General features: G+C 63.8%; 24 protein-coding genes. 17 read left to right on the top strand and 7 right to left on the bottom strand.

Annotated features, from left to right (window positions below):
* Positions 1-48 precede the first annotated feature (48 nt).
* The 3 genes from KL786_RS09150 to KL786_RS09140 all read right to left on the bottom strand — a co-directional run bounded on the left by KL786_RS09150 (position 49) and on the right by KL786_RS09140 (position 3,563).
* On the bottom strand, positions 49-1,389 hold the full coding sequence (locus tag KL786_RS09150) for a sensor histidine kinase (RefSeq protein ID WP_215517390.1): 1,341 nt from the start codon (positions 1,387-1,389) through the stop codon (positions 49-51).
* Positions 1,386-2,105: a response regulator transcription factor gene (locus tag KL786_RS09145; protein ID WP_032861051.1), complete on the bottom strand. Its 720-nt coding sequence runs from the start codon at positions 2,103-2,105 to the stop codon at positions 1,386-1,388. The genes KL786_RS09150 and KL786_RS09145 overlap by 4 nt, the downstream gene beginning before the upstream one ends.
* A gap of 78 nt (positions 2,106-2,183) precedes the next feature.
* Positions 2,184-3,563, bottom strand: coding sequence for an aminotransferase-like domain-containing protein (locus tag KL786_RS09140; protein WP_215517389.1), 1,380 nt, complete (start codon positions 3,561-3,563; stop codon positions 2,184-2,186).
* Positions 3,564-3,697: 134 nt separating this feature from the next.
* Here KL786_RS09140 and KL786_RS09135 point away from each other — a divergent pair, with 134 nt between their 5' ends.
* The 5 genes from KL786_RS09135 (at position 3,698) to KL786_RS09115 (ending at position 9,123) form a co-directional block, all read left to right on the top strand.
* Complete coding sequence (locus KL786_RS09135; RefSeq protein WP_215517388.1) at positions 3,698-4,984, top strand: hydroxymethylglutaryl-CoA reductase, degradative; 1,287 nt, start codon at positions 3,698-3,700, stop codon at positions 4,982-4,984.
* Positions 4,985-4,986: 2 nt separating this feature from the next.
* The gene (locus KL786_RS09130; RefSeq protein ID WP_215517387.1) at positions 4,987-5,889 is read left to right on the top strand and encodes a hydroxymethylglutaryl-CoA lyase; all 903 of its coding nucleotides are present in this window, start codon (positions 4,987-4,989) and stop codon (positions 5,887-5,889) included.
* A gap of 46 nt (positions 5,890-5,935) precedes the next feature.
* A complete protein-coding gene (locus KL786_RS09125) occupies positions 5,936-6,391 on the top strand; it encodes a hypothetical protein (RefSeq protein ID WP_090290851.1) in 456 nt (151 codons plus the stop codon).
* 11 nt (positions 6,392-6,402) lie between these two features.
* Entirely contained in the window at positions 6,403-7,773 is a 1,371-nt protein-coding gene (locus KL786_RS09120; RefSeq protein WP_373290069.1) for a tripartite tricarboxylate transporter permease, read from the top strand.
* 108 nt (positions 7,774-7,881) lie between these two features.
* Positions 7,882-9,123, top strand: coding sequence for an OprD family porin (locus KL786_RS09115; protein ID WP_215517386.1), 1,242 nt, complete (start codon positions 7,882-7,884; stop codon positions 9,121-9,123).
* 18 nt (positions 9,124-9,141) lie between these two features.
* On the opposite strand, the gene KL786_RS09110 is transcribed toward KL786_RS09115, so the two are convergent.
* The gene (locus KL786_RS09110) at positions 9,142-9,429 is read right to left on the bottom strand and encodes a hypothetical protein (protein WP_215517385.1); all 288 of its coding nucleotides are present in this window, start codon (positions 9,427-9,429) and stop codon (positions 9,142-9,144) included.
* A gap of 233 nt (positions 9,430-9,662) precedes the next feature.
* Between KL786_RS09110 and KL786_RS09105 the strand changes: the two genes are divergently transcribed.
* Genes KL786_RS09105 through KL786_RS09095 form a run of 3 tightly spaced genes read left to right on the top strand, consistent with a single transcriptional unit; the run spans position 9,663 to position 11,800 of the window.
* Positions 9,663-10,301 carry a secretin and TonB N-terminal domain-containing protein gene (locus KL786_RS09105; RefSeq protein WP_215517451.1) on the top strand — a complete coding sequence of 213 codons (639 nt, stop codon included), beginning with the start codon at positions 9,663-9,665 and terminating at the stop codon, positions 10,299-10,301.
* Positions 10,298-10,843 (top strand): RNA polymerase sigma factor, encoded by a 546-nt coding sequence (locus KL786_RS09100; protein ID WP_032861042.1) that lies wholly within the window; start codon positions 10,298-10,300, stop codon positions 10,841-10,843. Before KL786_RS09105 ends, KL786_RS09100 begins: the two co-directional genes overlap by 4 nt.
* A gap of 36 nt (positions 10,844-10,879) precedes the next feature.
* Complete coding sequence (locus tag KL786_RS09095; RefSeq protein WP_215517384.1) at positions 10,880-11,800, top strand: FecR family protein; 921 nt, start codon at positions 10,880-10,882, stop codon at positions 11,798-11,800.
* Between the two features lie 131 nt (positions 11,801-11,931).
* Here KL786_RS09095 and KL786_RS09090 read toward each other — a convergent pair whose 3' ends face one another.
* Together KL786_RS09090 and gspH are read right to left on the bottom strand one after the other, a co-directional pair.
* A complete protein-coding gene (locus KL786_RS09090) occupies positions 11,932-12,540 on the bottom strand; it encodes a type II secretion system protein GspJ (RefSeq protein WP_215517383.1) in 609 nt (202 codons plus the stop codon).
* Positions 12,537-12,998, bottom strand: coding sequence for a type II secretion system minor pseudopilin GspH (gene gspH / locus KL786_RS09085; protein WP_215517382.1), 462 nt, complete (start codon positions 12,996-12,998; stop codon positions 12,537-12,539). Before gspH ends, KL786_RS09090 begins: the two co-directional genes overlap by 4 nt.
* Positions 12,999-13,088: 90 nt before the next feature.
* Here gspH and KL786_RS09080 point away from each other — a divergent pair, with 90 nt between their 5' ends.
* Positions 13,089-13,520 (top strand): type II secretion system protein N, encoded by a 432-nt coding sequence (locus KL786_RS09080; protein WP_065943723.1) that lies wholly within the window; start codon positions 13,089-13,091, stop codon positions 13,518-13,520.
* Here the strand turns inward: KL786_RS09080 and gspI are convergent.
* On the bottom strand, positions 13,507-13,899 hold the full coding sequence (gspI, locus tag KL786_RS09075; RefSeq protein ID WP_215517381.1) for a type II secretion system minor pseudopilin GspI: 393 nt from the start codon (positions 13,897-13,899) through the stop codon (positions 13,507-13,509). The two genes, KL786_RS09080 and gspI, sit on opposite strands and share 14 nt — an antisense overlap.
* Before the next feature lie 148 nt (positions 13,900-14,047).
* Between gspI and gspG the strand changes: the two genes are divergently transcribed.
* From gspG to KL786_RS09035, 8 genes are all read left to right on the top strand, one after another.
* The gene (gspG, locus tag KL786_RS09070) at positions 14,048-14,497 is read left to right on the top strand and encodes a type II secretion system major pseudopilin GspG (protein WP_215517380.1); all 450 of its coding nucleotides are present in this window, start codon (positions 14,048-14,050) and stop codon (positions 14,495-14,497) included.
* A gap of 8 nt (positions 14,498-14,505) precedes the next feature.
* Positions 14,506-15,441: a type II secretion system minor pseudopilin GspK gene (gene gspK, locus KL786_RS09065; protein ID WP_215517379.1), complete on the top strand. Its 936-nt coding sequence runs from the start codon at positions 14,506-14,508 to the stop codon at positions 15,439-15,441.
* On the top strand, positions 15,438-16,550 hold the full coding sequence (gene gspL / locus KL786_RS09060; RefSeq protein WP_215517378.1) for a type II secretion system protein GspL: 1,113 nt from the start codon (positions 15,438-15,440) through the stop codon (positions 16,548-16,550). Before gspK ends, gspL begins: the two co-directional genes overlap by 4 nt.
* Positions 16,543-17,070 carry a type II secretion system protein M gene (locus tag KL786_RS09055; RefSeq protein WP_215517377.1) on the top strand — a complete coding sequence of 176 codons (528 nt, stop codon included), beginning with the start codon at positions 16,543-16,545 and terminating at the stop codon, positions 17,068-17,070. The genes gspL and KL786_RS09055 overlap by 8 nt, the downstream gene beginning before the upstream one ends.
* Positions 17,067-19,367 carry a type II secretion system secretin GspD gene (gspD, locus tag KL786_RS09050; protein ID WP_215517376.1) on the top strand — a complete coding sequence of 767 codons (2,301 nt, stop codon included), beginning with the start codon at positions 17,067-17,069 and terminating at the stop codon, positions 19,365-19,367. The genes KL786_RS09055 and gspD overlap by 4 nt, the downstream gene beginning before the upstream one ends.
* 463 nt (positions 19,368-19,830) lie before the next feature.
* Entirely contained in the window at positions 19,831-21,249 is a 1,419-nt protein-coding gene (gene gspE, locus KL786_RS09045; protein ID WP_215517375.1) for a type II secretion system ATPase GspE, read from the top strand.
* Positions 21,249-22,460 (top strand): type II secretion system inner membrane protein GspF, encoded by a 1,212-nt coding sequence (gene gspF, locus KL786_RS09040; protein WP_215517374.1) that lies wholly within the window; start codon positions 21,249-21,251, stop codon positions 22,458-22,460. Before gspE ends, gspF begins: the two co-directional genes overlap by 1 nt.
* Before the next feature lie 354 nt (positions 22,461-22,814).
* Positions 22,815-24,005 (top strand): substrate-binding domain-containing protein, encoded by a 1,191-nt coding sequence (locus tag KL786_RS09035; RefSeq protein WP_032861026.1) that lies wholly within the window; start codon positions 22,815-22,817, stop codon positions 24,003-24,005.
* The last annotated feature ends 18 nt before the right edge of the window (positions 24,006-24,023 follow it).

The raw sequence follows: 24,023 nt of genomic DNA, 5'->3' as shown, positions 1-24,023 counted from the left end.
AACTCATGGCGCCAATGCTAGTGATTCTCATATGGGAGTAAACGCAATTTACAACTTATACACTTTGAGCCGCAGATGCAGGCACAGGCCGGGCGTGGTGTTTTGCGCCCATAACGTGCCGCCCTGCAACTGCACGATGCTGCGCGCAATCGACAAACCCAGGCCATAACCGTCACCGCCCGGGCGGGCGGCATTGAGGCGGGTGAAGGGCAGGAAGATCTGTTCCAGCTTGTCCGGCTCGATCCCCGGGCCCTGATCCTGAATGCACAGGTGCCAGAAATCGCCCTCAAGCTTACCGGTCAAGCGCACCACACCCTGTTCAGGGGAGTGGCGGATAGCATTGCGCAGGATGTTTTCCAGGGCCTGGGCCAGGCCATTGAGGTTGCCCAGCACCCAAACGCCTGCGGGCAGCTCGCAAGGCAGGCGCTCGCTCGACCAGCCGCTTTCAAAACAGGCGTCTTCGCGCAACAGGTCCCACAACGGCTCCATCTCCACCGCTTCCACCGGCATCGACGGGCGTTCGGTATCCAGCCAGACCAGCTCCAGGGTGCTGCCGATCAAACGTTCCATGCCTTGCACTTCGCGCTCCAGGCGTTGGCGCAATGCAGCAGGGTCGGGCTCGCGCTCACCGGCCACCCGCAACCGGCTCAAGGGCGTACGCAGTTCGTGGGACAAGTCCCGCAGCAAGCGCCGCTGCAGGACCACGGTGCTCTCCAGGCGCTCGGCCATATGGTCGAAGGCCCGGGCCAACTCACCCAGCTCATCGCGGCGGCGTGTCACCTGGGGCCCGACCCGTGACGCCAGGTCACCGGCGCTCAGCGCATTGGCCTGGCGCCGCAGGATCACCAGCGGCGAAATCAGCACCCGGTACAACAGCACGCCGAACAACAGCGCCAGTGAGGCCGGCAGTACGTGTTGCAGGAGGATGTTCCAGCGGCCATTGTCCTTGCGCGGGTCCAGGTGCAAGGGCAACTCCATCACCAGCCGCGATTGGCCATCGCTGAACGGGATATAAAACGTTGGCCGGCCACCGGGGCGACCCACCGGCCAGTCGATCCGGCGCACGAAATCCAACTTGCGCCGTTCAAGCGTGGTCAGTGCCTGGGAAGACAGCGAATGGTGCTCATCCACCACCACCGCCCACACCTGCTCCCGGGTGCGCAAGGTATTCAGGAACTCGTCGACGCCCGCCGCGCCGCGCTCATGCCAGGCGGCTTCGGCCTGCTGCGCATAATCGGTAAGAATCTGCCGGGTGGGCGCGGGCAAGCGCGCAGTGGCTTCCTGGATACGCTGGCTCACATCCACTTGCAGGCTGACCACCAGCAGGCACAGCACCGCCAGTAGGCCGATCAGTTTCCACAACAGCGAATGACGGTGGGGCAGCCTCATGGCGCCAGCCGGGTCAGGATGTAGCCGGTGCTCCTGACCGTCTCCACGCGTCCGGCGGTGTAGCCGATGGCCTGCAACTTGCGGCGGATGCGGCTGACATGCATGTCCAGGCTGCGATCATGCCGGGAATAGGCACGGTGCATCACCTGCTGGTACAGGAATGCCTTGGTCAGCACCTCATCGACATGGGCTACCAGGGTTTCCAGTACCCGATACTCGGTCGTGGTCAGGTCGGCCCACTGCTCATTGAGGCTGACATCGTTGCGTTGCTCGTCGAACGTCAGCTGTGGGTCCTCATTGCGCGCCGTGCCGGGCACCTCATGTTCATAGGCCACGCGACGCAGGATCGCATCGATGCGCACATCCATTTCCAACATGCTGAACGGTTTGGGCAGGTAATCGTCGGCCCCCTGGCTGAACCCGGTGATGCGATCCTGTTCGGCGCCGAGGGCTGACATCAGGATCACCGGCACCCGTTGATGCCGGCGTAGTTGCGCGAGCACCTCCAGGCCGCTGCTGCCTGGCAGCATGATATCCATCAGGATCAGGTCAAAAGGCTGGGCGCGCACCAGCTCGACGATTTCTCCACCGTTCTGGCGCAACGTGACCTCGAAGCCACGCTGGCCCAGGTGGCTGTCCAGATGGGCGGCGAGCACCGGGTCATCCTCGACGGCGAGGATGCGACGCGCAGCGGGGAGCGAAGGGTGGGCGTGCATGGGAATTTCCTGCGAATGCGAATGTTTCTAAGTCGCGCATTCTGGCAAATCTTTCGGCACATTCCTATGGATTGCGGTTTATTGCTGCATTTGTCGGATGATCCGGCAGAACACCGGGTCATCCAGATACGCCACGTTGAGCCGGGTCCAGGGCACGACGCTCTTGGGTTGGGTGGAGAAAATCGCCCCCGGTGCGAGCATCACGCCCTCGGCCAGGCACAGGCGGGTCAGCAGGTTGGCGTCGTCGACCTGGGGGAAACGCGCCCACAGGTACAGGCTTTGTTCGGGGCGGCAAAACACCTCGGCGCCCAGTTCGTCGAGCAAGGCCAGGCCGCGGGCGGTGGCCTGGCGCAGGCGATCTTGCAGGCGCGACAAGTGCCGCAGGAACTGACCTTCGCCGAGGATCACGTCGATGGTCCGCTCGCTGTACTCGGCGCCGCTGTTATGCAGGATCATCTTGATATCGGCCAACTCTTCGACCCGCTGCTTGCTGCCTGCGATAAACCCCACCCGCAGCGCGGCCGACACTGACTTGGAAAAACTGCCCAGGTACAACGTGCGGTTGAGTTGGTCCAGGGCTGAGAGTTTGATCGCCGAGCTGGGCTTGAAATCGGCCATGGCGTCGTTTTCCACCAGCAGCAGGTCGTAAGTCTCGGCGATGCGCAGCAACTGGTGCGCCTTGGCCGGTGACAAGTCCGAGCCCGTGGGGTTATGCCCAATCGATTGCAGGAAGAACAGTTTGGGGCGATGGGCCTTGAGCAACTGCTCCAACACCTCCAGGTTCGGTCCGTCGGGCTCGCGTGGCACGCCGAGCATAGTCGCGCCTTGCAATTGCAGTTTGCCAAACAGCGGGTAGTAGCCGGGGTCTTCCACCAGCACCGGGTCGCCCGGGTTGACGTAGCGGCGGATGATCAGGTCCATGGCATGGTTGGCCCCAAGCGTTGTGACCAACTGGCGGGTCGAGACCTTGATGTTGTAGTCCGCCAGCTTCTGGACCAGGCGTGCGCGCAGCCCGGCGTTGCCCAGGCGCGTGCCATAGCGAAACAAAGTGGTGACACCGGCCCGCACCACCTGGCGATGGAACTTGTCCAGGCGCATATCCATCAGCCATTCAACCGGCGGGAAACCTTCCCCCAGGGGCGAATGCCCAGGGTCGCGCAGGAACTGCTGGCGCATCATCCAGATGGTGTCCAGCGCCCGGTTGTAGGGCAGGCTGTCGTCTTCTTCGCGGGGCTGCGCCACGCGCTTGATGACAAAAAAACCCTGGCCGTGGCGGGCCTCCACCAAGCCTTCGGCGGCCAGGTGTTCGTAGGCGGTGATCACGGTATTTTTCGAATGACCGTGCAGGCGCATGTATTCGCGCAGCGACGGCAGCTTTTCGCCGGCTTTCAGGGCGCCATCGGTGATTTGCTGGGCGATGGCGCTGGCTACCTGCTGCGCGAGGGTCGAGCGCGCCATGGGGCATTTCCTCGTGGGGTGCTTGTTATGGGTACAGTCGCGTAACTGTCCGGCAAAACTGTACCTTCTTTCAAGGCTACAGATCGGGCAATTTGGCGTCATCCAATAACAAATGACTCCCCAAGGAGCCCCTGATGCCAATCGATTCGCGCTTGCCCAATTTTCGTAGCCTGTCCCCCCGCCAGCGTCTTGACCACCTCCAGCAACTGTTGGGCCTCAGCGCGGCTGATGCCGACCTGTTGCGCGGGTCTGGCGCGCTGCCCCTGGAGATCGCCGATGGCATGATCGAAAACGTGATCGGTACCTTTGAATTGCCCTACGCCGTGGCCAGCAACTTCCAGGTCAACGGCCGCGACGTGCTGATCCCGTTGGTGGTGGAAGAGCCCTCGGTGGTCGCCGCGGCCTCGTTCATGGCCAAGCTGACTCGTCACGCCGGCGGCTTCCAGACCTCCAGCAGCGCGCCATTGATGCGTGCGCAGGTGCAGATTGTCGGGATTACTGACCCGTTCAATGCGCGCCTGAGCCTGTTGCGGCACAAGGATGAAATCATCGCCCAGGCCAACAGCAAGGACCAATTGCTGATCAAGCTGGGTGGCGGTTGCCGCGACATCGAGGTCCACACCTTTGCCGACAGCCCGCGCGGGCCGATGCTGGTGGCGCACCTGATCGTCGATGTGCGCGATGCCATGGGCGCCAACACCGTCAACACCATGGCTGAAGCCGTGGCGCCGCTGATGGAACGCTTGACTGGCGGCAAGGTGCGCCTGCGCATCTTGTCCAACCTGGCGGACCTGCGCCTGTCCCGTGCCCAGCTGCGCATCGCCCCTGAGCATCTGGCCACCGCTGCGTACAGCGGTGAAGAAGTCATTGAAGGGATCATCGACGCCTACACCTTTGCGGTGATCGACCCGTACCGCGCCGCGACCCATAACAAAGGGATCATGAACGGCATCGACCCGTTGGTGGTGGCCACCGGCAATGACTGGCGTGCGGTGGAAGCGGGCGCCCATGCCTACGCCTGCCGCAACGGTCACTACGGCTCGCTGACCACCTGGGAAAAGGACGGCGCCGGGCACTTGGTCGGTACCCTGGAAATGCCAATGCCACTGGGACTGGTGGGCGGGGCGACGAAGACCCATCCGCTGGCGCAATTGTCGCTGCGCATTCTGGGCGTGAAGACTGCCCAGGAACTAGGGGAAATCGCCGTGGCCGTGGGCCTGGCGCAGAACCTCGGCGCCTTGCGTGCCCTGGCCACCGAAGGCATCCAGCGCGGGCATATGGCCTTGCATGCGCGCAACGTTGCGTTGTCGGCCGGCGCCCGTGGTGAAGAGTTGGACTGGCTGGTCAAACGCATGGTCGAGAGCCATGACGTGCGCGCTGATCGGGCCGCCGAGCTGTTGCTTGAAAAGCGCGGGCAGTAACCGTGGACTCTGTGCGGTTGGTGGAAGTGAGCGCGCGCGATGGCCTGCAAAATGAAGCCCGCAGCCTGCCGGTAGAAACCCGCGTGGCGCTGTTGGAGGGGCTGGTCGCGGCGGGGCTGAGAACCCTGGAGGCGGGGGCCTTTGTCTCGCCACGCTGGGTGCCGCAGATGGCCGGCACCGACGAGGTGCTGCGCCGTCTCGGGCAGCCAGCCGGGGTGACCTACAGCGCCCTGGTGCCCAACCTGCAAGGCCTGGACGCCGCGCTGGCGGTGGGGTGTCGGGAGGTGGCGGTGTTTGCGGCGGCCTCCGAGGCGTTTTCCCGCAAGAACATCAATTGCTCGATTGCCGAGAGCCTTGAGCGCTTTGGCCCGGTGTTGGCCAAGGCGCGCGAGGTAGGCGTGGCGGTGCGTGGTTATGTGTCCTGCGCGTTGGGTTGCCCGTTCAGTGGCGAGGTTGCACCCGGCGAAGTGGCACGGGTGACGACGGCACTGTATGAGATGGGCTGTTATGAAATCAGCCTGGGCGACACCATCGGCGTCGGTACTGCGCAAGCCACTTCCCGGCTGATCGCCGCCTGTGCTGCAGAGGTGCCAGTCAGCGCCCTGGCCGGGCATTTCCATGACACCTATGGCATGGCCGTGGCCAACGTCCAGGCTGCATTGGAGGCCGGGGTCAGGGTGTTCGATAGCTCCGTCTCCGGCCTGGGTGGCTGCCCTTATTCACCGGGAGCCACCGGTAATGTGGCGACCGAAGAGTTGGTCTACCTGCTGGAACACCAGGGTTTGGCAACCGGTGTCGACCTTGAGCGATTGATCGAGGTCGGCGTGTTTATCGACAGCCAGTTGCAGCGCGTCGGCGGCTCGCGAGTGGCGAAAGCCATAAAAGCGCGTCAATGCTTCTCATAAAAAGCCTTAATAAAAACAACAAGCCCGCAAGGGCGCGGAGGGCACCATGCAGCAACCTCTTTCACCGCCAAAAAAGCAAAACCTCTATGAGGTCTGGGGCGACACCATCGATGGCCGCGACCTGGTGCTGTCCATCGGCATCGGTGCAGTGGTCAGCCTCGGTGCGTATTTCGGCGCACATTACCTGCTGCAACCCATCGTCGAGTCGGCGCAGATGGCCAAGACCTACGCCATGCTGGTGGGCGTGCTCGGCTGCCTGGGTGCAGGCGTGATCAGCGCCAAGTTGTTCCCGCCCAAGCGTGACGTGCAGGAGCACGCGGCGGACCCGGCGTTTCGCGCACAAGTGGTGGCCGATCTGCTCAAGGAGTACGGCAGCCTTGGTCGGTTGGAGGACTTGTCTGACGAAGTGATCGCCGAGTTGCGCGAACTGGAGCTGTACGACTTGTTCCGTGAGGGCCAGGCTCGTGAAGAACAGGCGCACCTGAACGGAGGGCGACCGTGATGGAAATGCTGATGCATGAAATCATGATGGCGTTCGCCTTGGGGCTGCTGGGGGCGGTGGTGTTTTCCGCCATCGGCCTGGTCTCGGGCACCGACGAAACCGCCACCCTGGCGCCGTTGACCATGCTGGTGGTGTTGCTCGGCGCACCACCTGCCGGGGTGTTGACGTTCTTCCTCGCGGGCGCGGTGGCCAAGCACATGACTCACGCGGTGCCCACGGCTCTGCTGGGCATTCCCGGTGATACGGTGGCCACCGCCTTGCTTGGCGACGCCAACTACCTGCGCAAACTCGGCGTGCCACATATCGCCCTGCGTAAAATGATCACCGGCGGCGCGGTGGCGGCGTTGATTGCGGTGCCGTTGTCGGTCCTGTTCGCGGTGTTGCTGGCGCCGTTTGGCGGGGTGATCAAGCAGTTCGCGCCGTGGGTGTTCCTGTGTGCGGCCCTGGCCATTGCCTATTTCTCCGCCGGGCGCTGGGCCTCGGTGCTGACCCTGGTGCCGTTTGTGGTGGTGATCGTCGCGTTGCAGGCCTTGACCGGCCACTACGGGGTGAAACTGTCAGTCAGCTATTTCCTCGGCATCGCCGTGGCGCCGCTGATTGCGTCGCTGTTTTCGCTGTTGGCCCCAAGTGAGCGCGAGCACATGCGCCGCAACGAATACCGGGTGTTCTCCCTGGCGCCGGACGTCAAGGGCTGGAGCGGCTATTTCCCCAACCCGTTCAAAGTCATCAATCGGCGCCAGGTGAAAGTCACGGCCATGGCCGCCAGCGTGTCGAGCGCGACGTTCGTGTTCAGCCCGGTGGCGATGACGGTGATCATGGGCGAAGTGATCGGCGCGCGGATCAAGCAGGCGTACGACCGCCTGACCACGGTGATCACCGCGCGAAACGGGGTTACCGAGTCCACCTACATCGCCGAAACCCTGATCCCGCTGATGGCCTTCGGTCTGCCCCTGAGCCCGGTGGCTGCCGGCCCGGCCGCGCCATTGTTCAACGCACCGCCACGCTTCTGGGTGGACAACGCCAGCGGCCAGGTCAACAACCTGCACAACCTGCTCAGCACCTGGGACTTCCTCGGCTACGGCATGCTCGCCGTGATCGTGGCAATCCTGGTGGCCTACCCGTTCACCATGAACTTTGCCCATGGCGCCGCCGCCTTTGTGGTGCGCAAGATCAGCCACGAAGCGGTGATCGCAACGTTTATCGGCCTGGTGCTGGTGATCGGTATCTGGGAGGGCGGTCTGCTTGGGCTGCTGGTGATCGTCACGGTTGGGTTGCTGGGTGGTTTCCTGGCGCGCTTTCTGGGTTTCAACACCGGCGTGCAATTCATGGGGTATTACACGGCGGTGCTCAGTGTGCCGGCGATCATCGCGCTGGCGGGCTAGGTAACCCAGCCACGTCTTAGCTAGAACCACCACGACATTTTCCCGGCAGATAGCGGTTTATCTGCGACGGGAGACTGTTGCCTGTCAAAAAGCAAAGGAATAACAACAATGAACATCCTTTCCCGTTCCAACCCTGTGCTGCTGGGCTGCCTGGCGTTCACCGCCAACAGTTATGCCGAAGGTTTTGTCGACGACGCCAAGGCCTCGTTGAACCTGCGCAACTTCTATATCAATCGCAACTTTGTCGATGATCGTTACTCCCAGGCCAGGGCCGAGGAGTGGACGCAGAGCTTTATCCTCGATGCACGCTCCGGCTTTACCCAGGGCACCGTGGGTTTTGGCCTGGATGTACTGGGCCTGTATGCGGTGAAACTTGATGGCGGCAAGGGCACCGCCAACACCCAGTTGTTGCCGGTGCACGACGACGGTCGCCCGGCGGATGATTTCGGGCGATTGGGCGTGGCATTGAAGGCGAAGCTTTCCAACACCGAGCTCAAGGTCGGGGAGTGGGCACCGGCCCTGCCGGTGTTGCGCTCCGACGATGGCCGTTCGCTGACCCAGACCTTTCGCGGCGCGCAATTGACCTCCCGCGAGCTCAACGGCTTGACGCTGTACGGCGGTCAGTTCCGCGCCAACAGCCCGCGCAATGACGCGAGCATGGAAGACATGTTCATGGCCGGGCGCGCGGATGTGACCTCGGACCGTTTCAACTTCGGCGGCGCCGAGTACCAGTTCAACGACAAGCGAACCCAAGTGGGCGTGTGGTACTCGGAACTGGCCGATATCTATCAGCAGCGCTACTTCAACCTGATCCACAGCCAGCCCCTGGGCAGTTGGGTATTGGGGGCCAACCTGGGTTATTTCTCTGGCGAAGAAAACGCCAAGGCCCTGGCCGGCGACCTGGAAAACCGTGCGCTGTCGGCGATGCTTTCGGCAAAAACAGGTGCCCATACCCTGTACCTGGGCGGGCAGCGGATGTCCGGGAAGAACGGCTGGATGCGGGTCAATGGCACTGCCGGCACCAGCCTGGCCAACGACAGCTACAACGCCAGCTACGACGCAGCGCGCGAGCGTTCCTGGCAACTGCGTTATGACTATGACTTCGCGGCCCTGGGCGTGCCGGGGCTGACGTTGATGACACGTTATATTCGCGGCAGCAATGCCCATGTGGGGGCGGTCACTGATGGCCGGGAATGGGGGCGGGAGTCGGAGTTGGCGTATGTGGTGCAAAGCGGGGTGGCGAAGAACCTCAACGTGCGCTGGCGTAACTCGACGTTGCGTCGCGATTACAGCACGCTGGAGTTTGATGAGAACCGGTTGATTATCAGTTATCCGTTGTCGTTGTTATAAGTGGAGGGCGTGGCGGCCTCAGGGCCGCTGCGCCTTCACCCCGGTCCCAAACGTATTGCCCATCCGCACGCTGGTCGCTGCAGGTGTCGACAAGCCAATCTGGTTCGGCGGCCGCTGATGGACCGGTTTTTCCCGGGCCTCGCGGTTTTTCTGCGCGGCCTTGCCGCCCATCTGCTGGCTCAAGCACCCATAGTCAGGCGCCTTGTACCCATCCACCCTGGCTTCGACACAACCGCCCGGCGTGTCCTCGGCCTGCACGACCGACACCAGGCCCGCACACAGCAACAGCATCACCAACCGCTTCATCAGGGCCTCCTGGCTGGCCCGAGGAAGTGGGCCGTAAGTGCTTGCCAGTCTAGCCCGATGAAACGGGTGAAACCGTGATGTTTTTTTTGCCATCACCGTAACATCAGGTTCATAAATTGGCCTCAGGATGACGCTTTTCCCAGGACACGTCAGCCGTGCAGCAAGGCAGAGCAGGGGTCGAACGGTGGGCTTGGAGGCGCACACACTGCTGCCTGGCCTTGCTGTTGGCCTGGATGTGGTTGCCACTGCCCGCAGCCCTGGCTGGGGAGCCGAAGGTGTTGCGCCTGGATCTGCCTGCGCAAAGCCTGGTGCCAGCCCTGGAAGCCTTCAGCCGTGCCACCGGGATGGCGGTGTTGGTGGACCGTGAGTTGACCCACGGGCGGCGTTCGATTGGCGTGCATGGGCACTACAGCGCCCAACAGGCCTTGGGCCTGTTACTGACCGGGAGTGGCCTGATGGCGCGTTACGCACGCAGTGATGCATTTACGCTGCAGTTGCCTGAAGTCAGCCAGCCGCTGGCCGGTCGAGGGGTGTCGCCGCGCAATGCTGCACGGCTCAACCGCAGTTATGCCACGGCCTTGCAGCAGGCCGTCGAAGCCAGCCTGTGCCGTTTGCCCTTGACCCGCCCCGGCACTTTTCGTGCGCTGGTACAGGTCTGGGTCAACCGCGACGGGTGGATTGAACATAGCCGCCTGGTCAGTTCCACCGGTGATGCGCAGCGTGATGAAGCGCTGGTCCGCAGCCTGGGCAGCACCCGGATAGAACGCCCGGCACCCAGTTCGATGCGGTTGCCGTTGACCCTGCTCTTAATGCCCGACACCACAGGAAAACGCATGGAATGCACAGCACGGGAAGGAGTTTCCGGGGCATGAAGGATACCGGGCACACGCCAATGGTCAGGTTGTTCCTGGCCTCCTACGAAGACTTCAAGGTGCGTTTGCGCAAGCGCCTGGGTTCGGAGGACCTGGCCAATGACGTCCTGCATGAAACCTACCTGCGGGTCGACCGCATGGACATGCCGGCCAACCTGCAACAACCCAATGCCTATCTGTATCGCATGGCCCTGAACATCGCCGCCGACCGGCGCCAGGCCGATGCCCGCCTGCTGACCGGCAGTGAGGTCCAGGAGTTGCTCAACATCAGCGACGAAGCCCAGGATCCCTCGCGGGTGGTGGGCGGCCAGAAAGAAATCCAGTCCTTGCTCAAAGCCCTCTACGAACTGCCCGCCCGGCGCCGCAAGATCCTCATCGCGGCCCGCCTGGAGGAAGCGCCGCACCTGGAAATCTCCCAGCGTTTCGGCATCTCCACGCGCATGGTCGAGAAGGAAATCAAGGCCGCCCTGGGGCATTGCGCCCAGCGCCTGGAAAGAAAAGTCATCCAGCGGTTCGGTCCCGGCGCCGGAAAACCGTCTTAGTGTTGAGTCCCTGACAATCCGTGAGTACCTGCGCGCTTGAAAATTTTTAGCTTTCCCACTGCCCGGGGCACGCCCGACAGCCGATTGCACGACGAAGCGCGCGATTGGCTGGTCCTCCTGACCTCGGGCCAGGCGACCGTGGCCGATGCCAAGGCCTTGCGCCAGTGGTGCGCCCAGAGCCCGGAGCACGCCCAGGCTTTCGAACACGCCAAGTTGTTGTGGCAACAATTGACCCCGGCGCTGGCACAGGCCCAGGCACCCCGGCATTTTGGCCGGCGTGCGTTCCTCGGCGGGGCGCTGGCCGCCTCGGCTGCCTTGGTGATGGTACGCGTCACGGTGCCCGGTGGTTTTGCCGGGTTGAGTGCCGACTACCGCACGCAAGTGGGTGAGCAGCGGCGGGTTGAACTGAGCGAGGGCATCAGCCTGGAGCTCAACACCCAGACCCGTATCAGCCGGCGTGAGCAGGGCATTGAATTGCTTGAAGGCGAGGTCGAGGTGCTGGCGGCGCAGCCGCTGACGGTACAGGCGGGGGCAGGGTGGCTGAGTGCGAGCCAGGCGCGATTCAATGTGCGCAACACCGATCACAGTGTATGCGTGACCTGCATTGAAGGCTCGCTGGCGGTTGCCGTGGGTGGGCGCAGCGTGCGCCTGGACAGCGGGCGCCAGTTGACCTACGACGCGGCAGGGCTGGGGCAAGTACTGACGGTGGACACCGAGGCCGTGATCGCCTGGCGCGAGCAGGTACTGGTGTTCAATAACGCCACGCTGGACACGGTGATCGACGAGATCAACCGTTACCGGCCGGGGATGTTGGTCTTGCTCAATCGCGAACTGGGCAAACGCCGGGTGCAGGCGCGCTTCAGCCTGGAGCAACTGGCAGGCGTGGCATTGCTGATTCGCGATGCCTATGGGGCCAAATGCACGCAGCTGCCGGGTGGGGTGGTGTTGCTCAGCTAATGCCGTTCCCACTGTAGGAGCGAGCTTGCTCGCGAAGCACGTCAACGATAACGTGCGCACCCTGGATGAACGCGGCGCTCTCGGGTTCTTCGCGAGCAAGCTCGCTCCTACAGCAGGCCATCGCACACCGTTCAGTCCAGCGGTCCCAACACCTGCCGATAGCGCTCCACCCCCTGCGGTGTCTGCCGCACCAGGGTGATTTCCAGCCCCGCCGGATTGTTTCGGCGATTGCCGCTCAACTGCCGCCAGCCCTTGTCGTTATCCCAGACCCGTACTTGCAGGTCGCTGACCTGGCTCAACACCGCCACGGCCTCCTTGGGGGCCGGCAGCGGATAGCGATCCCGCGCCGGTGCTGCGGCGCGGTACAAGGTGTCGCCCTTGAGCCACCACCGCACCCGTTGCAGACCATCGCCGGGGGTTGGTGCGCTGCGGATCAGCTCCAGGCGAAACCCCTGGCTATCGGAACTGCGCACGGTCACCGCCGGCAAAGCGTCTGCGGCGGGGGGCTGGTCGGCGGTGGGTGGCGGCGCCAGTTCCACCCCGGCGCGCAGGCTGACGTCCAGTTGCAACTGGTTCAGGGCACGCAGCAGCGCCTGGGTCTGTTCGGTACTCGCCTGCAAGTGGGCGTCGGCGCGGGTCACGCTGTCCAGGCCGCGCCAGGCAATCAGGCTGACCACCGCCATCAGCATGATCGCCACCATCACCTCGATCAGGGTAAAGCCTTGCTGGTTACGGTTCATGGCGGGCTCACCACGCGCAGGGCGCCGGTTGCATCACGTTGCAGGCTGAGGCTGTGCTGCCCGTCCGACAACAGCACCTGCAGCGGCGGGTTGATCCATTCGGCATTCAGCACCAGGGTTTGCCGGGGTTCGATGCGCACCTGCAGCGGCGTGGTGTCCCAGGTCCGTGGGCGCAGTTGTGGATCGTCCTTGAAGTCCTCCAGCCCTGGGGCATCGTCGCGGCTGCGGCTCAAGCGGTAGCCGTTGGCATCCGCGCGCCAAGTGATTGCGCGGCCATCGGCGCGGGCTTCGGCCTGGGCGATTTGCAACACCTGAGCCAGGCGCTCGGCGTCCTTGCGCAACAGGTGCAAGGGGTCCGGCTTGATGCTCAGGCTGATGGCAGCGCTGGCGATGCCAATGATCACCAGCACCACCATCAACTCGATCAAGGTGAAACCGCGTTGCCTGCGATCCGTCATGCGTGTGCCCTCAACCGGATCAACCACTGAAATAAAACCGTGAGAATTGCCCTGTAGGCTGTCGGGACGGACAAACAGGAGGTCCCGCCCATGGCATTCATCGATCGCTTATCTGCCGCCCACGGCGTCCAGGCCCTGGCCTTGCTGGCGACGCTGGCCGGGGTTGCTACATGGACGCCGCTGCTGCTGACGTCTGCGCAGTCCCATACCCCGCCGATTGCACCCCAGGCGTTGGCGGCGCGCAGTGACAGCCCGGCGCTGCAATGGTTTGCCGATGTGCCGGCGGCGCTGCAGGTCAAGGTGTCCGGGGTGCTGGCTGGTGCCCAGGGTGCAGTGGCAATCCTCAGCCTCAACGAAGGACCGCCACGCAGTTTTCTCGCCGGTGAGCGCCTCAGCCCCGGCGTACGCCTGGCGGCCATCGAGGGCGATGGGGTGGTGATCGAGCGGGGCGCCGAAAAGGTCCGGGTCAATCTCGATAAGCTGCCCGAGGCGCCAGCCTTGCCCAGGCTCACTCGACCTTGACCTGTTGCAACGCAGGCGCGCGGTCCACCAGGGTTTCCAGGCGTGCCAGGGGCGGCGCCTCGCGTGTGGCATCCAGCACCTGCACGCTGACCTTCAATAGGGAGCCATCGCCCGCCACCACCTGTTCACAGCGCAGCTTCAAGCGCCCCTGATCACACTCGAACGTCTTGCGTCCGGGGCTTGCGCGCCCCTCCAGGCGCAGTTGGGCCAGGCGACTCTGGGCCGCCAGAATGGCGATGGATTTGTCGCGCAACAGGCCATTGCCCTGGGTCATCAACCCCGCCACCCGCACAGCCGCCGCCATGGCCACGGCAATAATCGCCAGGGCCACCAGCACCTCGATCAGGGTGAAACCATGGTTCTTGTGACGACCACGCATGACGTGCTCAATGCCGGGAAACAGGCCCGCAGACTAGCCGCTGCACTTGACCGATTGGCGACCAAAGCTCCCGAGGATTTTCAATACGCCTGACATGTTGGCTTGCAACACTGCGCGACGAAAAGCACTCAAGCCAAGGAATGTCGAGATGGATAGCGCGCACGTCACATCCACCCCGCGAGGCCCTTGGGGCCAGCGTGGCTTCACCCTGATCGAGATCATGGTGGTGGTGGTCATTCTCGGGATTCTCGCTGCCATGGTGGTGCCCAAGGTGCTCGACCGCCCGGATCAGGCGCGGGCCACAGCCGCCAGGCAAGATATCGGTGGCTTGATGCAGGCGCTCAAACTCTACCGCCTGGACCACGGCACCTATCCGAACATGACCCAGGGTCTCAAGGTCCTGGTCGAGCGCCCGGCCGATGCGAAGAACAGCAACTGGCGCGCCTACCTCGAACGTTTGCCCAACGACCCGTGGGGTCGCCCATATCACTACCTCAACCCTGGCGCCAATGGTGAAGTCGATGTGTTTTCCCTCGGGGCCGACGGCCAACCGGATGGCGACGGCGTGAATGCCGATATCGGCTCCTGGCAGTTGTAAGGCGCGCCATGAACAGGCATTTGCCCAGTGCGGCGAAGCAGCATGGCATGGCGATTATCAGCGCGTTGCTGATTGCCGCCGTGGTGGCGGTGCTCGCCGGGGCCATGCTCACCCGTCAAAGCGTGTTTACCCGCAGCCTGGAGGCCGATCAACTGCGGGTCCAGGGCAGTTGGCTGTTGCAGGGTGCGCTGCAAGCCAGTCGACAACAGTTGTGGGATGCGCGGCGCAAAGACGTGCTGACCCGCCTCGATCAGCCCTGGGCGCGCCCCTTTGCCGGGGCGGTCGAGGGGCGCCTGGATGACGAACAGGGCAAGTTCAACCTGCGCAACCTGGTCAGCCAGCAGCAGCCCGATGCGGCGCAATTGCAGAGCTTCCAGCGCCTGTGCCAGTTGCTTGGCATCGACCCTGGCATCAGCCAGCGCATCAGCCAACGGGTGCTTGCTTCGTATGCGCAGCGTGCGGGCGAAAGTGAGGTGAGCAGCCTGCGCAGCACTTCACCCGAGGCCGCCCAGACCCTGCTGCCGGCCAAGGCCCCAATGCTGCGCAGCCTGGATGACCTCGCCGGTATCGACGGCCTTGAACCGCGTGTGCTGCAACGCCTGGCGGCGTATGTCAGCGTGCTGCCCGGCAATACCTGGGTCAATGGCAACACTGCCAGCGCCGAAGTGCTCAGTGCGGTGGTGCCGGGGCTCAGCCTGCCCCAGGCCCAGGGGCTGGTGGCCGAGCGGGACAGCGGGCGCTGGTTTATCAACCGGGGCGATTTCGTCAACCGCCTGCGCATGCCCCACCTGGTGGTGGATTCGGTGCAGGTGGGGATCACCAGCGAGTGGTTCCGCTGGCACGGCCGCGCGCGTCGCGAGCAGCGCCGGGTTGCCGCGCAAGCGCTGTTGTATCGCCCCGAAGACCGGCAACCCCAGGTGATCTGGTGGCGGGTGGGCGCATGACGCGCTTGCGGATTGCCTTGCCGCCGCTGGACCAACTGAGCGCCGAGAGCCTGGTGCACTATGCCTGGCTGGACCGCACCGGGCAGGTCAGCCGGCAAGGGCAGGCCAGCCTTGGGCAGTTGGCACCACCGCGCAAGACCCTGGCGGCCGAGTGCTTCCTGCACCCTGGGGACAGTTTGCTGACCAGCCTGGAACTGCCGCCATTGACGGCGGCCAAGGTGACGGCAGCTGTGACCTGTGCAGCCCAGGCGCTGATCCTCGGCCCGATGGCACAGGTGCAGGTGGTCCATGGCCCCCGGGAGAGCAACGGGCAAGTGCAAGTGGGGTGGCTGCCAAAGGCGGGCCTGGAACAACTGAACCGAGTCCTGGCCCAGGTGCATATCAGCCTGCGTGGCCTGTACCCGGCGCCCTATGCCTTGCCCGTACCGCCTGCGGGAGGCTTGAGCGTAGCGTGTGTCGAGGGGCATCTGCTGCTGCGCCAGAGCCTGCACCAGAGCGCCTTGCATCCCCTGGGCGCGCGAGCCCTGGAGGCGCTATTGAACGGTGGTGCGCAACTGCATCAGATCGATGAGCACACGCCCCAGCGCTGGCAGGGTGTGGTGCCCGGCTGGGGTTTGCACGGGCGTCTCAAACGTACCCGCAACGGTGGTTGGGGGCGGGCACTGGGGCTCAGCGCATTGGCCGTGGCGGTCTGGACCCTGGGCCTGAACCTGTACGCCGCGCGCCAGGTGGGCGAAGGGCAACAGCTCAAGGCGCAGATGATCGCCCAGGTCAAGCAGGCCTTCCCGCAATTGCCGGTAATCCTCAATCCGCTGCAACAGGCCCGCCAGCAATTGGCCGCCGCGCAAGGCGCCGGCGCCGACCCCGGCCAGCGTTTCAGCAGCCTGGTGCAATTGGCGGGCAGCCACCTGCCGTTTATGGTCGGCAGCGTCCAGGCCCTGGCTTTTGAACAAGGCCGTTTGCACCTGCAATTGTTGCCCGACAGTCGCAACCCGACGGCCGCAGGTGATTGGCAGGCGGCGCTGGCCCAGGCCGGTTTCACCGCCACCCGTGATGATCACGGCTGGACCCTTGGGCCGCTCGACAGCCCGGAAGACGCCAATGAGTAAGCTCAGCTATCAACGCCTGCGTGGTCAGTTCCAGGCGTTCTGGAACGCCCTGGCGCTGCGCGAAAAACGCCTGCTGGGCGGCGGCGGGGCAGTGTTGGCGGGCCTGCTGGTGTGGTTGCTGTTGATTGAACCGCCCTTGCAGCAGATCGACTACTGGCAAGCCGAAACCCCCAAGCTGCGTACCCAGGCTGCCACCTTGCAGGCGCTGTTGCAGGGCGCCAGTGCCGGCGCGCGCGCCGGGCAAGACCGCGAAGGTGCCTTGCGCCAGGCCCTCGACGCTGCCGGACTTGAAGGCCGCTATCAATTGCAGGTCGTGGACTCCAACGGCTGGCGCCTGACCTTTACCGACGCGCCAGCGGATGCCGTGGTCGGATGGTTGCTGGCGAGCCCACGCGCACTTTCCCTGGAGGTGTCCCAAGCGCGCTTGCAGCGTGTTGGCGACACCGCTGAAAACCCGGCCGGCAGATTGTCCGGGACCGTTCGCATGGATCAGGCGCCTGGCGCTAAGGAAGCTTCATGAAGTGGTCATTCGCCCTTTCGGCGCCGTTTCGCCAGGTAGCGCCGTTGCTGTTGCTGGCGCTCAGTGCCTGCAGCAACACCCAGTCGCCGACACCCGCGCCATTGCTGGTGGACAGCGAACTCGGCCAGCCCCTGGCCGATACCCGGCGCAACGGTGTGCCGATACCCGAGCGCCAGCGTGAAATCACCCCACAGCCACGGGTCCAGCACCCGGTGACCCAACGCGCCCGTGGCCATGCCGCCGCCCCGGCCAAAGAGCGCAACCCGCTGGGCGACCAGCCGGTGCAATTGAACTTTGTCGAAGCCGAAATCCAGGCGGTGGTGCGCGCCTTGTCCCGCGCCACCGGCCAGCAGTTCCTGGTGGATCCACGGGTCAAGGGCAACCTGACCCTGGTCAGCGAAGGCCAGGTCCCGGCGCATCAGGCCTATGACATGCTGCTGGCGGCGCTGCGCATGCAGGGCTTCAGCGTGGTGGACGTCGGCGGTGTGGCCCAGGTGGTCCCGGAAGCCGATGCCAAGCTGCTGGGCGGGCCGATCTACAATGCCGCCAGCCCCAGTGGCAATGGCATGCAGACCCGCACCTTCCGCCTGCAATACGAAAACGCGGTGAACCTGATCCCGGTATTGCGGCCCATTGTCTCGCCAAACAATCCGATCAATGCCTACCCCGGCAACAACAGCATCGTCATCACCGACTATGCGGAAAATCTCGCGCGGGTGGCGCAGATCATCGACGGCATCGACACCCCGAGCGCCATCGACACCGACGTGGTGCCGGTGCAAAACGGCATTGCCGTCGATATCGCGGCGATGGTCGCCGAGTTGCTGGAAACCCAGGGCAACGACCAGACCCAGAAGATCACCGTGGTCGGCGACCCACGCTCCAACTCGATCATCATCCGCGCCGGCAGCCCCGAGCGTACGGAACTGGCGCGCAACCTGATCTACAAACTCGACAATGCCCAGAGCAACCCCAGCAATATGCACGTGGTGTACCTGCGCAACGCCCAGGCCGGCAAGCTGGCGCAATCCCTGCGCGGCATGCTCACCGGTGAAAGCGAAAGTGGCGTGAGTGACGAGGCCCGCACCCAGTTGAGTGCAATGGGCGGGGCAGGCACTACCAGTCAGGGCAGCCCCCAGAACAGCAGTGGCACGCCGACCGGTAGTGGTGTCCAGCCCAGTGGTTATGCAAAGGACAGCGCTGGTGCGAGCAATACCACCAGCGAGCAGAACACCGCTTTCAGTGCCGGCGGCGTGACGATCCAGGCCGATGCGACCACCAACACCCTGCTGATTTCCGCACCCGATCCGCTGTACCGCAACCTGCGTGAAGTGATCGACATGCTCGACCAGCGCCGCGCCCAGGTGGTGATCGAAAGCCTGATCGTCGAAGTCAACGAAGACGATGCCAGCGAATTCGGCGTGCAGTGGCAGGCCGGCAACCTGGGCGGCAAGGGTGGTTTTGGCGGGGTCAACCTGGGCGGCAGCGGAATCAACGGCACCCCCACCAGCAAGACCAGTATCGACGTGTTGCCCAAGGGCCTGAACATCGGCCTGGTGGACGGCACGGTGGATATTCCGGGGATCGGCCGGGTGCTGGACCTCAAGGTCCTGGCGCGGGCGTTGAAGAGCAAGGGCGGGACCAATGTGTTGTCCACGCCCAACCTGCTGACCCTGGACAACGAAGCGGCGAGTATCTTCGTCGGCCAGACCATTCCCTTCGTCACCGGCAGCTACGTGACCGGTGGCGGTGGCACCAGCAACAACCCGTTCCAGACCGTGCAGCGTGAAGAAGTGGGCCTCAAGCTGAACGTGCGGCCACAGATCTCCGAGGGCGGCACGGTGAAGCTGGATATCTACCAGGAAGTCAGCAGCGTCGACGCCCGCGCGTCGGTGGAGGCGGGGACGGTGACCAACAAGCGGGCGATCGATACCAGCATCTTGCTCGATGATGGACAGATCATGGTGCTGGGCGGGTTGTTGCAGGATGGCTATACCCAGAGCAACGACGCGGTGCCGTGGCTATCGGACATCCCGGGGCTGGGCGCGCTGTTTCGCAATGAGTCGCGCAGTGTGAACAAGACCAACCTGATGGTGTTCTTGCGGCCCTACATCATTCGCGACAGTGGCGCGGGGCGCAGTATTACGCTTAATCGCTATGACTTTATGCGCCGTGCCCAGGGTGGGTTGCAGCCGCAGCACAGTTGGGCGCTGCCGGATGTGCAGGCGCCGCAGTTGCCGGCGGTGGAGAAGGCGATTCCGGGGGCGGTGCCGGTTCGTGGGAGTACACAGCCGTGAGTTGTATCACCTGTAGGGGCTGGCTTGCCTGCAGTGGCGGCAATTGTGTTGTGGGGGTACATATCCATTCCTGTGGTAACGGCTACTTAGGGTTTCGCTCTTACAGCGGGTCACTTTTGGCAAACGCCCCCCCAGTCAATGCAGCCAGTCCAGAGACACCCCATTCAAAATGTGGGAGCTGTCGAGCCCTAGCGAGGCTGCGATGGCGGCGGCATGATCAACATCCATGTCGCCTGACCCACCGCTATCGCAGCCTCGCTAGGGCTCGACAGCTCCCACAGGGGGTTGCTGGTACTTTTGATCTTGAGCGCCCCGTTCCGAGCCTGGGCGAGGCAGCGAGTGGTGGGGCAAGAGCCTTTTGGTTACTTTGGGGCTTTTCCAAGGTGACTTGCTGTAAGAGCGAAACCACCAGTTGGCATCACAAAAATAACGGATATGTCCCCAATCAAAGGGCTCAAACACCATGAGCCTGCTCCCCTACGCCTGGGCCAAATCCCAACGCATTCTCCTGCACCCCACCCCCAACGGCCCGCGCCTGACCATCTGCCCCTCGACTCCCGGCTGGTCGATCAGCGAAGTCCATCGCCAATTCGGCCAGGCCCCCATCGAGCATGTACGCGACGATGAACTCGACGGCCTGCTGGCCAGCGCCTACGCCGACACCGGCAGTGCTGCAGCGGTGGTCGGCGCGGCCGAAAACGAAGTCGACCTCGACCGCCTGATGCAAGACATCCCCGAAATCACCGACCTGCTCGACACCCAGGACGGCGCTCCGGTGATTCGCATGATCAACGCCTTGCTGACCCAGGCCGCCCGCGACGAAGCCAGTGACATTCATATCGAGCCCTTCGAAACCCACTCGGTGGTGCGCTACCGCGTCGACGGCACCCTGCGCGATGTGGTGTCGCCGCGCAAAGCCCTGCATGGCGCGCTGGTGTCGCGGATCAAGATCATGGCTCAGCTCGACATCGCCGAAAAACGCCTGCCCCAGGACGGTCGTATCGCCCTGCGGGTCGCCGGGCGGCCGATTGATATCCGCGTGTCGACGGTGCCTACCGGCCATGGCGAGCGGGTGGTGATGCGCCTGCTGGATAAACAGGCCGGGCGCCTGCAACTGGAAACGCTCGGCATGGACCCGCAACTGTTGGCGCGCCTCGATGGCCTGATCCGCCAGCCCCATGGCATCGTGCTGGTCACCGGGCCCACCGGCAGCGGCAAGACCACCAGCCTCTACGCAGCCCTGGCGCGGCTGGACGCCAGTACCAGCAATATCCTCACCGTGGAAGACCCGGTGGAATACGACCTGCCGGGGATCAGTCAGATCCAGGTCAACGCCAAGATCGACATGACCTTCGCCCTGGCCCTGCGCGCGATTCTGCGCCAGGACCCGGACATCATCATGATTGGTGAAATCCGTGACCTGGAGACCGCGCAGATCGCCGTGCAGGCCTCGCTCACCGGCCACCTGGTGCTGGCCACGCTGCACACCAACGATGCGGTGTCGGCGGTCAATCGCCTGATCGACATGGGGGTGGAGCCGTTCCTGCTGGCCTCGTCGCTGCTCGGCGTCTTGGCCCAGCGCCTGGTGCGGCGCCTGTGCCCGCACTGCAAGCAGCTGGACCCGGCGGCGCCCGGCACCTGGCGCCCGGTGGGGTGTGACCAGTGCAACCAGGTCGGCTACAGCGGCCGTACCGGTATCCATGAACTGTTCTGCGTCGATGATGCGGTGCGTGGGCTGATCCACCAGGGCGCCGGCGAGCAGGAAATACGCATCGCCGCCCGCGAGGCCGGGATGTTCAGCATGCGTGAAGACGGCGAGCGCTGGGTCCGTAGCGGCGCCACTGCGCCGCAAGAAATCCTGCGCGTAACACGGGACGCCTGATGAATCGCTATCGCTATGAAGCCTGTGATGCCAGCGGCAAGCTGGAAGCCGGACACCTGGAGGCCGAGAGCCAGGGCGCGGCCTTTGCCAGCCTGCGCAGCCGGGGCCTGACGGCGTTGCTGGTGCAGGTCGAAGGCAGCGCCAACGCAGTGGGCGGCAGCAGCCTGTTCAGTGCCAAGCTGTCGGACAACGACCTGGCCTGGGCCACCCGCCAACTCGCCAGCCTGCTCGGTGCCAGCTTGCCACTGGAGGCGGCGCTGAGTGCCACGGTCGAGCAGGCGGAAAAAAAACACATCGCCCAGACCCTCAGTGCGGTGCGCGCCGATGTGCGCAGTGGCATGCGCCTGGCCGATGCATTGGCCGCACGGCCACGGGATTTTCCGTCGATCTACCGGGCGTTGATTGCGGCAGGGGAGGAGTCTGGCGACCTGGCCCAGGTCATGGAGCGCCTGGCCGACTACATCGAGGAACGCAACAACCTGCGCGGCAAGATTCTTACCGCGTTTATCTATCCGGGCGTGGTGGGCCTGGTGTCGATTGGCATCGTCATCTTCTTGTTGAGCTATGTGGTGCCGCAGGTGGTCAGTGCCTTTTCCCAAGCGCGCCAGGACCTGCCGGGGCTGACCCTGGCGATGCTCAATGCCAGTGACTTTATCCGCGCCTGGGGCGCGCTGTGTTTTGCCGCCCTGGTGGGTGGTTTCTGGTGTTGGCGCCTGTACCTGCGCAATCCCGTGGCGCGCTTGAACTGGCACAGCCGGGTATTGCGCCTGCCGCTGATCGGGCGGTTTGTGCTGGGGCTCAACACTGCGCGCTTTGCCTCGACCCTGGCGATCCTCGGTGGCGCCGGGGTGCCGTTGCTGCGTGCCCTGGAAGCTGCGCGCCAGACCCTGTCCAACGACCGCCTGAGCCAGAGCGTCAGTGATGCCACGGCCAAGGTGCGCGAGGGGGTCAACCTGGCGCCGGCACTGGCGCTGGAAAAGGTCTTCCCCCCGGTGTTGATCCACCTGATCGCCAGCGGTGAAAAAACCGGTTCCCTGCCGCCCATGCTGGAGCGCGCGGCGCAAACCCTGTCACGGGATATCGAACGGCGGGCCATGGGCATGACGGCCTTGCTGGAGCCGTTGATGATCGTGGTGATGGGCGCGGTGGTGCTGGTGATCGTGATGGCGGTGCTGTTGCCGATCATCGAGATCAACCAACTGGTCACTTGATACACACAAATCCAAATGTGGGAGCGGTGTTCGCAGTCAGTTCTATCCAACCTCGGGTTCGTCATTGCGTCATCTTTCCAATCGAGGCGCACAGCCGGCACCGCACCCGGTGAAACCTGTCTGTTCCCCACCCCGTTAAAAGCCAGAATCATTGCCAAAACACCCGAGAATCTTTTTAAAAATCAAGCTGTTCCTCCCGAGGTTTTTTCCTACATCTGTCATCGGAAACTGCGAACTTCGTGTCCATGGCCTCGCCCGGCAAGCCCTCTGGATCAAGGCGTGTGAACCGAGTGCCATGGCGTCATGCAAGAGCCATCTACCTCAACGTATGAACACGACGAAAGGAGCTTCTTCATGTTTAAGCGCAACGTTCTCGCGGCATCCATGACCCTCGCGGCCCTGTGCTCGGCCCAGGCAGCATTCGCTGATATCAACGGTGGCGGTGCAACCCTGCCACAGCCGCTGTACCAGACCCCCGGCGTCCTGACTGCCGGTTTCGCCGCGTACATCGGTGTCGGCAGCGGCAACGGCAAAGCGGCATTCCTGGAAAACAAGTACGACAAGCTCGTACCTGGCGTGACCACCAAGAACGTGCACTGGGCGGGCAGCGATTCCAAGCTCAATGCCACTGAGTTGTCGACCTACGCATCGGCCAAGCAACCAGGCTGGGGCAAGCTGATCCAGGTGCCTTCGGTAGCCACTTCGGTTGCCATTCCTTTTCGCAAGAGCGGTGCCAACGCCGTTGACCTGAGCGTCAACGAACTGTGTGGTGTGTTCTCGGGTCGTCTCACTGACTGGAGCCAGATCACGGGCGCTGGCCGTAGCGGTGCAATCACCGTGGTTTACCGCAGCGAAAGCAGCGGCACCACCGAACTGTTCACGCGCTTCCTCAACGCCCAGTGCGCTGAAACCGGCAGCTTCGCCGTTACCACCACCTTTGCCAACAGCTACAGCGGTGGCCTGCCGGCCGGTGCCGTTTCTGCTGCGGGCAGCCAAGGTGTGATGAATGCCTTGAACGATACGACGGTCGCTGAAGGCCGTATCACCTACATGAGCCCTGACTACGCCGCCACTACCCTGGAAGGCCTGGACGACGCTACCAAGGTCGCTCGCGTTGGCAAGGACGTGGCCAGCAACACTGCAGGTGTATCGCCAGCGCCGGATAACGTTTCCGCTGCAATTGATGACGTGTCGGTACCTGCCGTGGCTGATCGCTCCAACCCGGACAAGTGGGTACCTGTATTCGGTAAAAGCGGCGTAGCCGGTGTGGTGCCTTACCCAACGTCGGGCTACCCGATCCTGGGCTTCACCAACCTGATCTTCAGCCAGTGCTATATCAACGGCGACCAGTCCAACCAGGTGCGTGACTTCTTTGCCCAGCACTACGGCGAGACCGTCAACAACGATGATGCGATCCGTGCCAACCGTTTCGTACCGCTGCCAGACTCCTGGAAAAGCGCGATCCGCAGCAGCTTCCTGACCGCCGGCAACTCCCTGAGCATCGGCAAGACCGACGTCTGCAACGGTATCGGTCGTCCGCTGTAACCCCAGCGTTCATCGACC

The organism is Pseudomonas sp. TAE6080, assembly GCF_018732265.1.
Classification (GTDB): Bacteria; Pseudomonadota; Gammaproteobacteria; order Pseudomonadales; family Pseudomonadaceae; genus Aquipseudomonas; species Aquipseudomonas brenneri.
Note: the sequence above shows the minus strand (reverse complement) of the source record. Positions and strands in the feature narration are given on the sequence as shown.

What these genes read in the sequence shown, in the direction of transcription:
- KL786_RS09150 (WP_215517390.1), bottom strand. Translation starts at nt 1,389, where the DNA reads ATGAGGCTGCCCCACCGTCATTCGCTGTTGTGGAAACTGATCGGCCTA.
- KL786_RS09145 (WP_032861051.1), bottom strand. Translation starts at nt 2,105, where the DNA reads ATGCACGCCCACCCTTCGCTCCCCGCTGCGCGTCGCATCCTCGCCGTC.
- KL786_RS09140 (WP_215517389.1), bottom strand. Translation starts at nt 3,563, where the DNA reads ATGGCGCGCTCGACCCTCGCGCAGCAGGTAGCCAGCGCCATCGCCCAG.
- KL786_RS09135 (WP_215517388.1), top strand. Translation starts at nt 3,698, where the DNA reads ATGCCAATCGATTCGCGCTTGCCCAATTTTCGTAGCCTGTCCCCCCGC.
- KL786_RS09125 (WP_090290851.1), top strand. Translation starts at nt 5,936, where the DNA reads ATGCAGCAACCTCTTTCACCGCCAAAAAAGCAAAACCTCTATGAGGTC.
- KL786_RS09120 (WP_373290069.1), top strand. Translation starts at nt 6,403, where the DNA reads ATGCATGAAATCATGATGGCGTTCGCCTTGGGGCTGCTGGGGGCGGTG.
- KL786_RS09115 (WP_215517386.1), top strand. Translation starts at nt 7,882, where the DNA reads ATGAACATCCTTTCCCGTTCCAACCCTGTGCTGCTGGGCTGCCTGGCG.
- KL786_RS09110 (WP_215517385.1), bottom strand. Translation starts at nt 9,429, where the DNA reads ATGAAGCGGTTGGTGATGCTGTTGCTGTGTGCGGGCCTGGTGTCGGTC.
- KL786_RS09105 (WP_215517451.1), top strand. Translation starts at nt 9,663, where the DNA reads ATGTGGTTGCCACTGCCCGCAGCCCTGGCTGGGGAGCCGAAGGTGTTG.
- KL786_RS09100 (WP_032861042.1), top strand. Translation starts at nt 10,298, where the DNA reads ATGAAGGATACCGGGCACACGCCAATGGTCAGGTTGTTCCTGGCCTCC.
- KL786_RS09090 (WP_215517383.1), bottom strand. Translation starts at nt 12,540, where the DNA reads ATGAACCGTAACCAGCAAGGCTTTACCCTGATCGAGGTGATGGTGGCG.
- gspH (WP_215517382.1), bottom strand. Translation starts at nt 12,998, where the DNA reads ATGACGGATCGCAGGCAACGCGGTTTCACCTTGATCGAGTTGATGGTG.
- KL786_RS09080 (WP_065943723.1), top strand. Translation starts at nt 13,089, where the DNA reads ATGGCATTCATCGATCGCTTATCTGCCGCCCACGGCGTCCAGGCCCTG.
- gspI (WP_215517381.1), bottom strand. Translation starts at nt 13,899, where the DNA reads ATGCGTGGTCGTCACAAGAACCATGGTTTCACCCTGATCGAGGTGCTG.
- gspG (WP_215517380.1), top strand. Translation starts at nt 14,048, where the DNA reads ATGGATAGCGCGCACGTCACATCCACCCCGCGAGGCCCTTGGGGCCAG.
- gspK (WP_215517379.1), top strand. Translation starts at nt 14,506, where the DNA reads ATGAACAGGCATTTGCCCAGTGCGGCGAAGCAGCATGGCATGGCGATT.
- gspL (WP_215517378.1), top strand. Translation starts at nt 15,438, where the DNA reads ATGACGCGCTTGCGGATTGCCTTGCCGCCGCTGGACCAACTGAGCGCC.
- KL786_RS09055 (WP_215517377.1), top strand. Translation starts at nt 16,543, where the DNA reads ATGAGTAAGCTCAGCTATCAACGCCTGCGTGGTCAGTTCCAGGCGTTC.
- gspD (WP_215517376.1), top strand. Translation starts at nt 17,067, where the DNA reads ATGAAGTGGTCATTCGCCCTTTCGGCGCCGTTTCGCCAGGTAGCGCCG.
- gspE (WP_215517375.1), top strand. Translation starts at nt 19,831, where the DNA reads ATGAGCCTGCTCCCCTACGCCTGGGCCAAATCCCAACGCATTCTCCTG.
- gspF (WP_215517374.1), top strand. Translation starts at nt 21,249, where the DNA reads ATGAATCGCTATCGCTATGAAGCCTGTGATGCCAGCGGCAAGCTGGAA.
- KL786_RS09035 (WP_032861026.1), top strand. Translation starts at nt 22,815, where the DNA reads ATGTTTAAGCGCAACGTTCTCGCGGCATCCATGACCCTCGCGGCCCTG.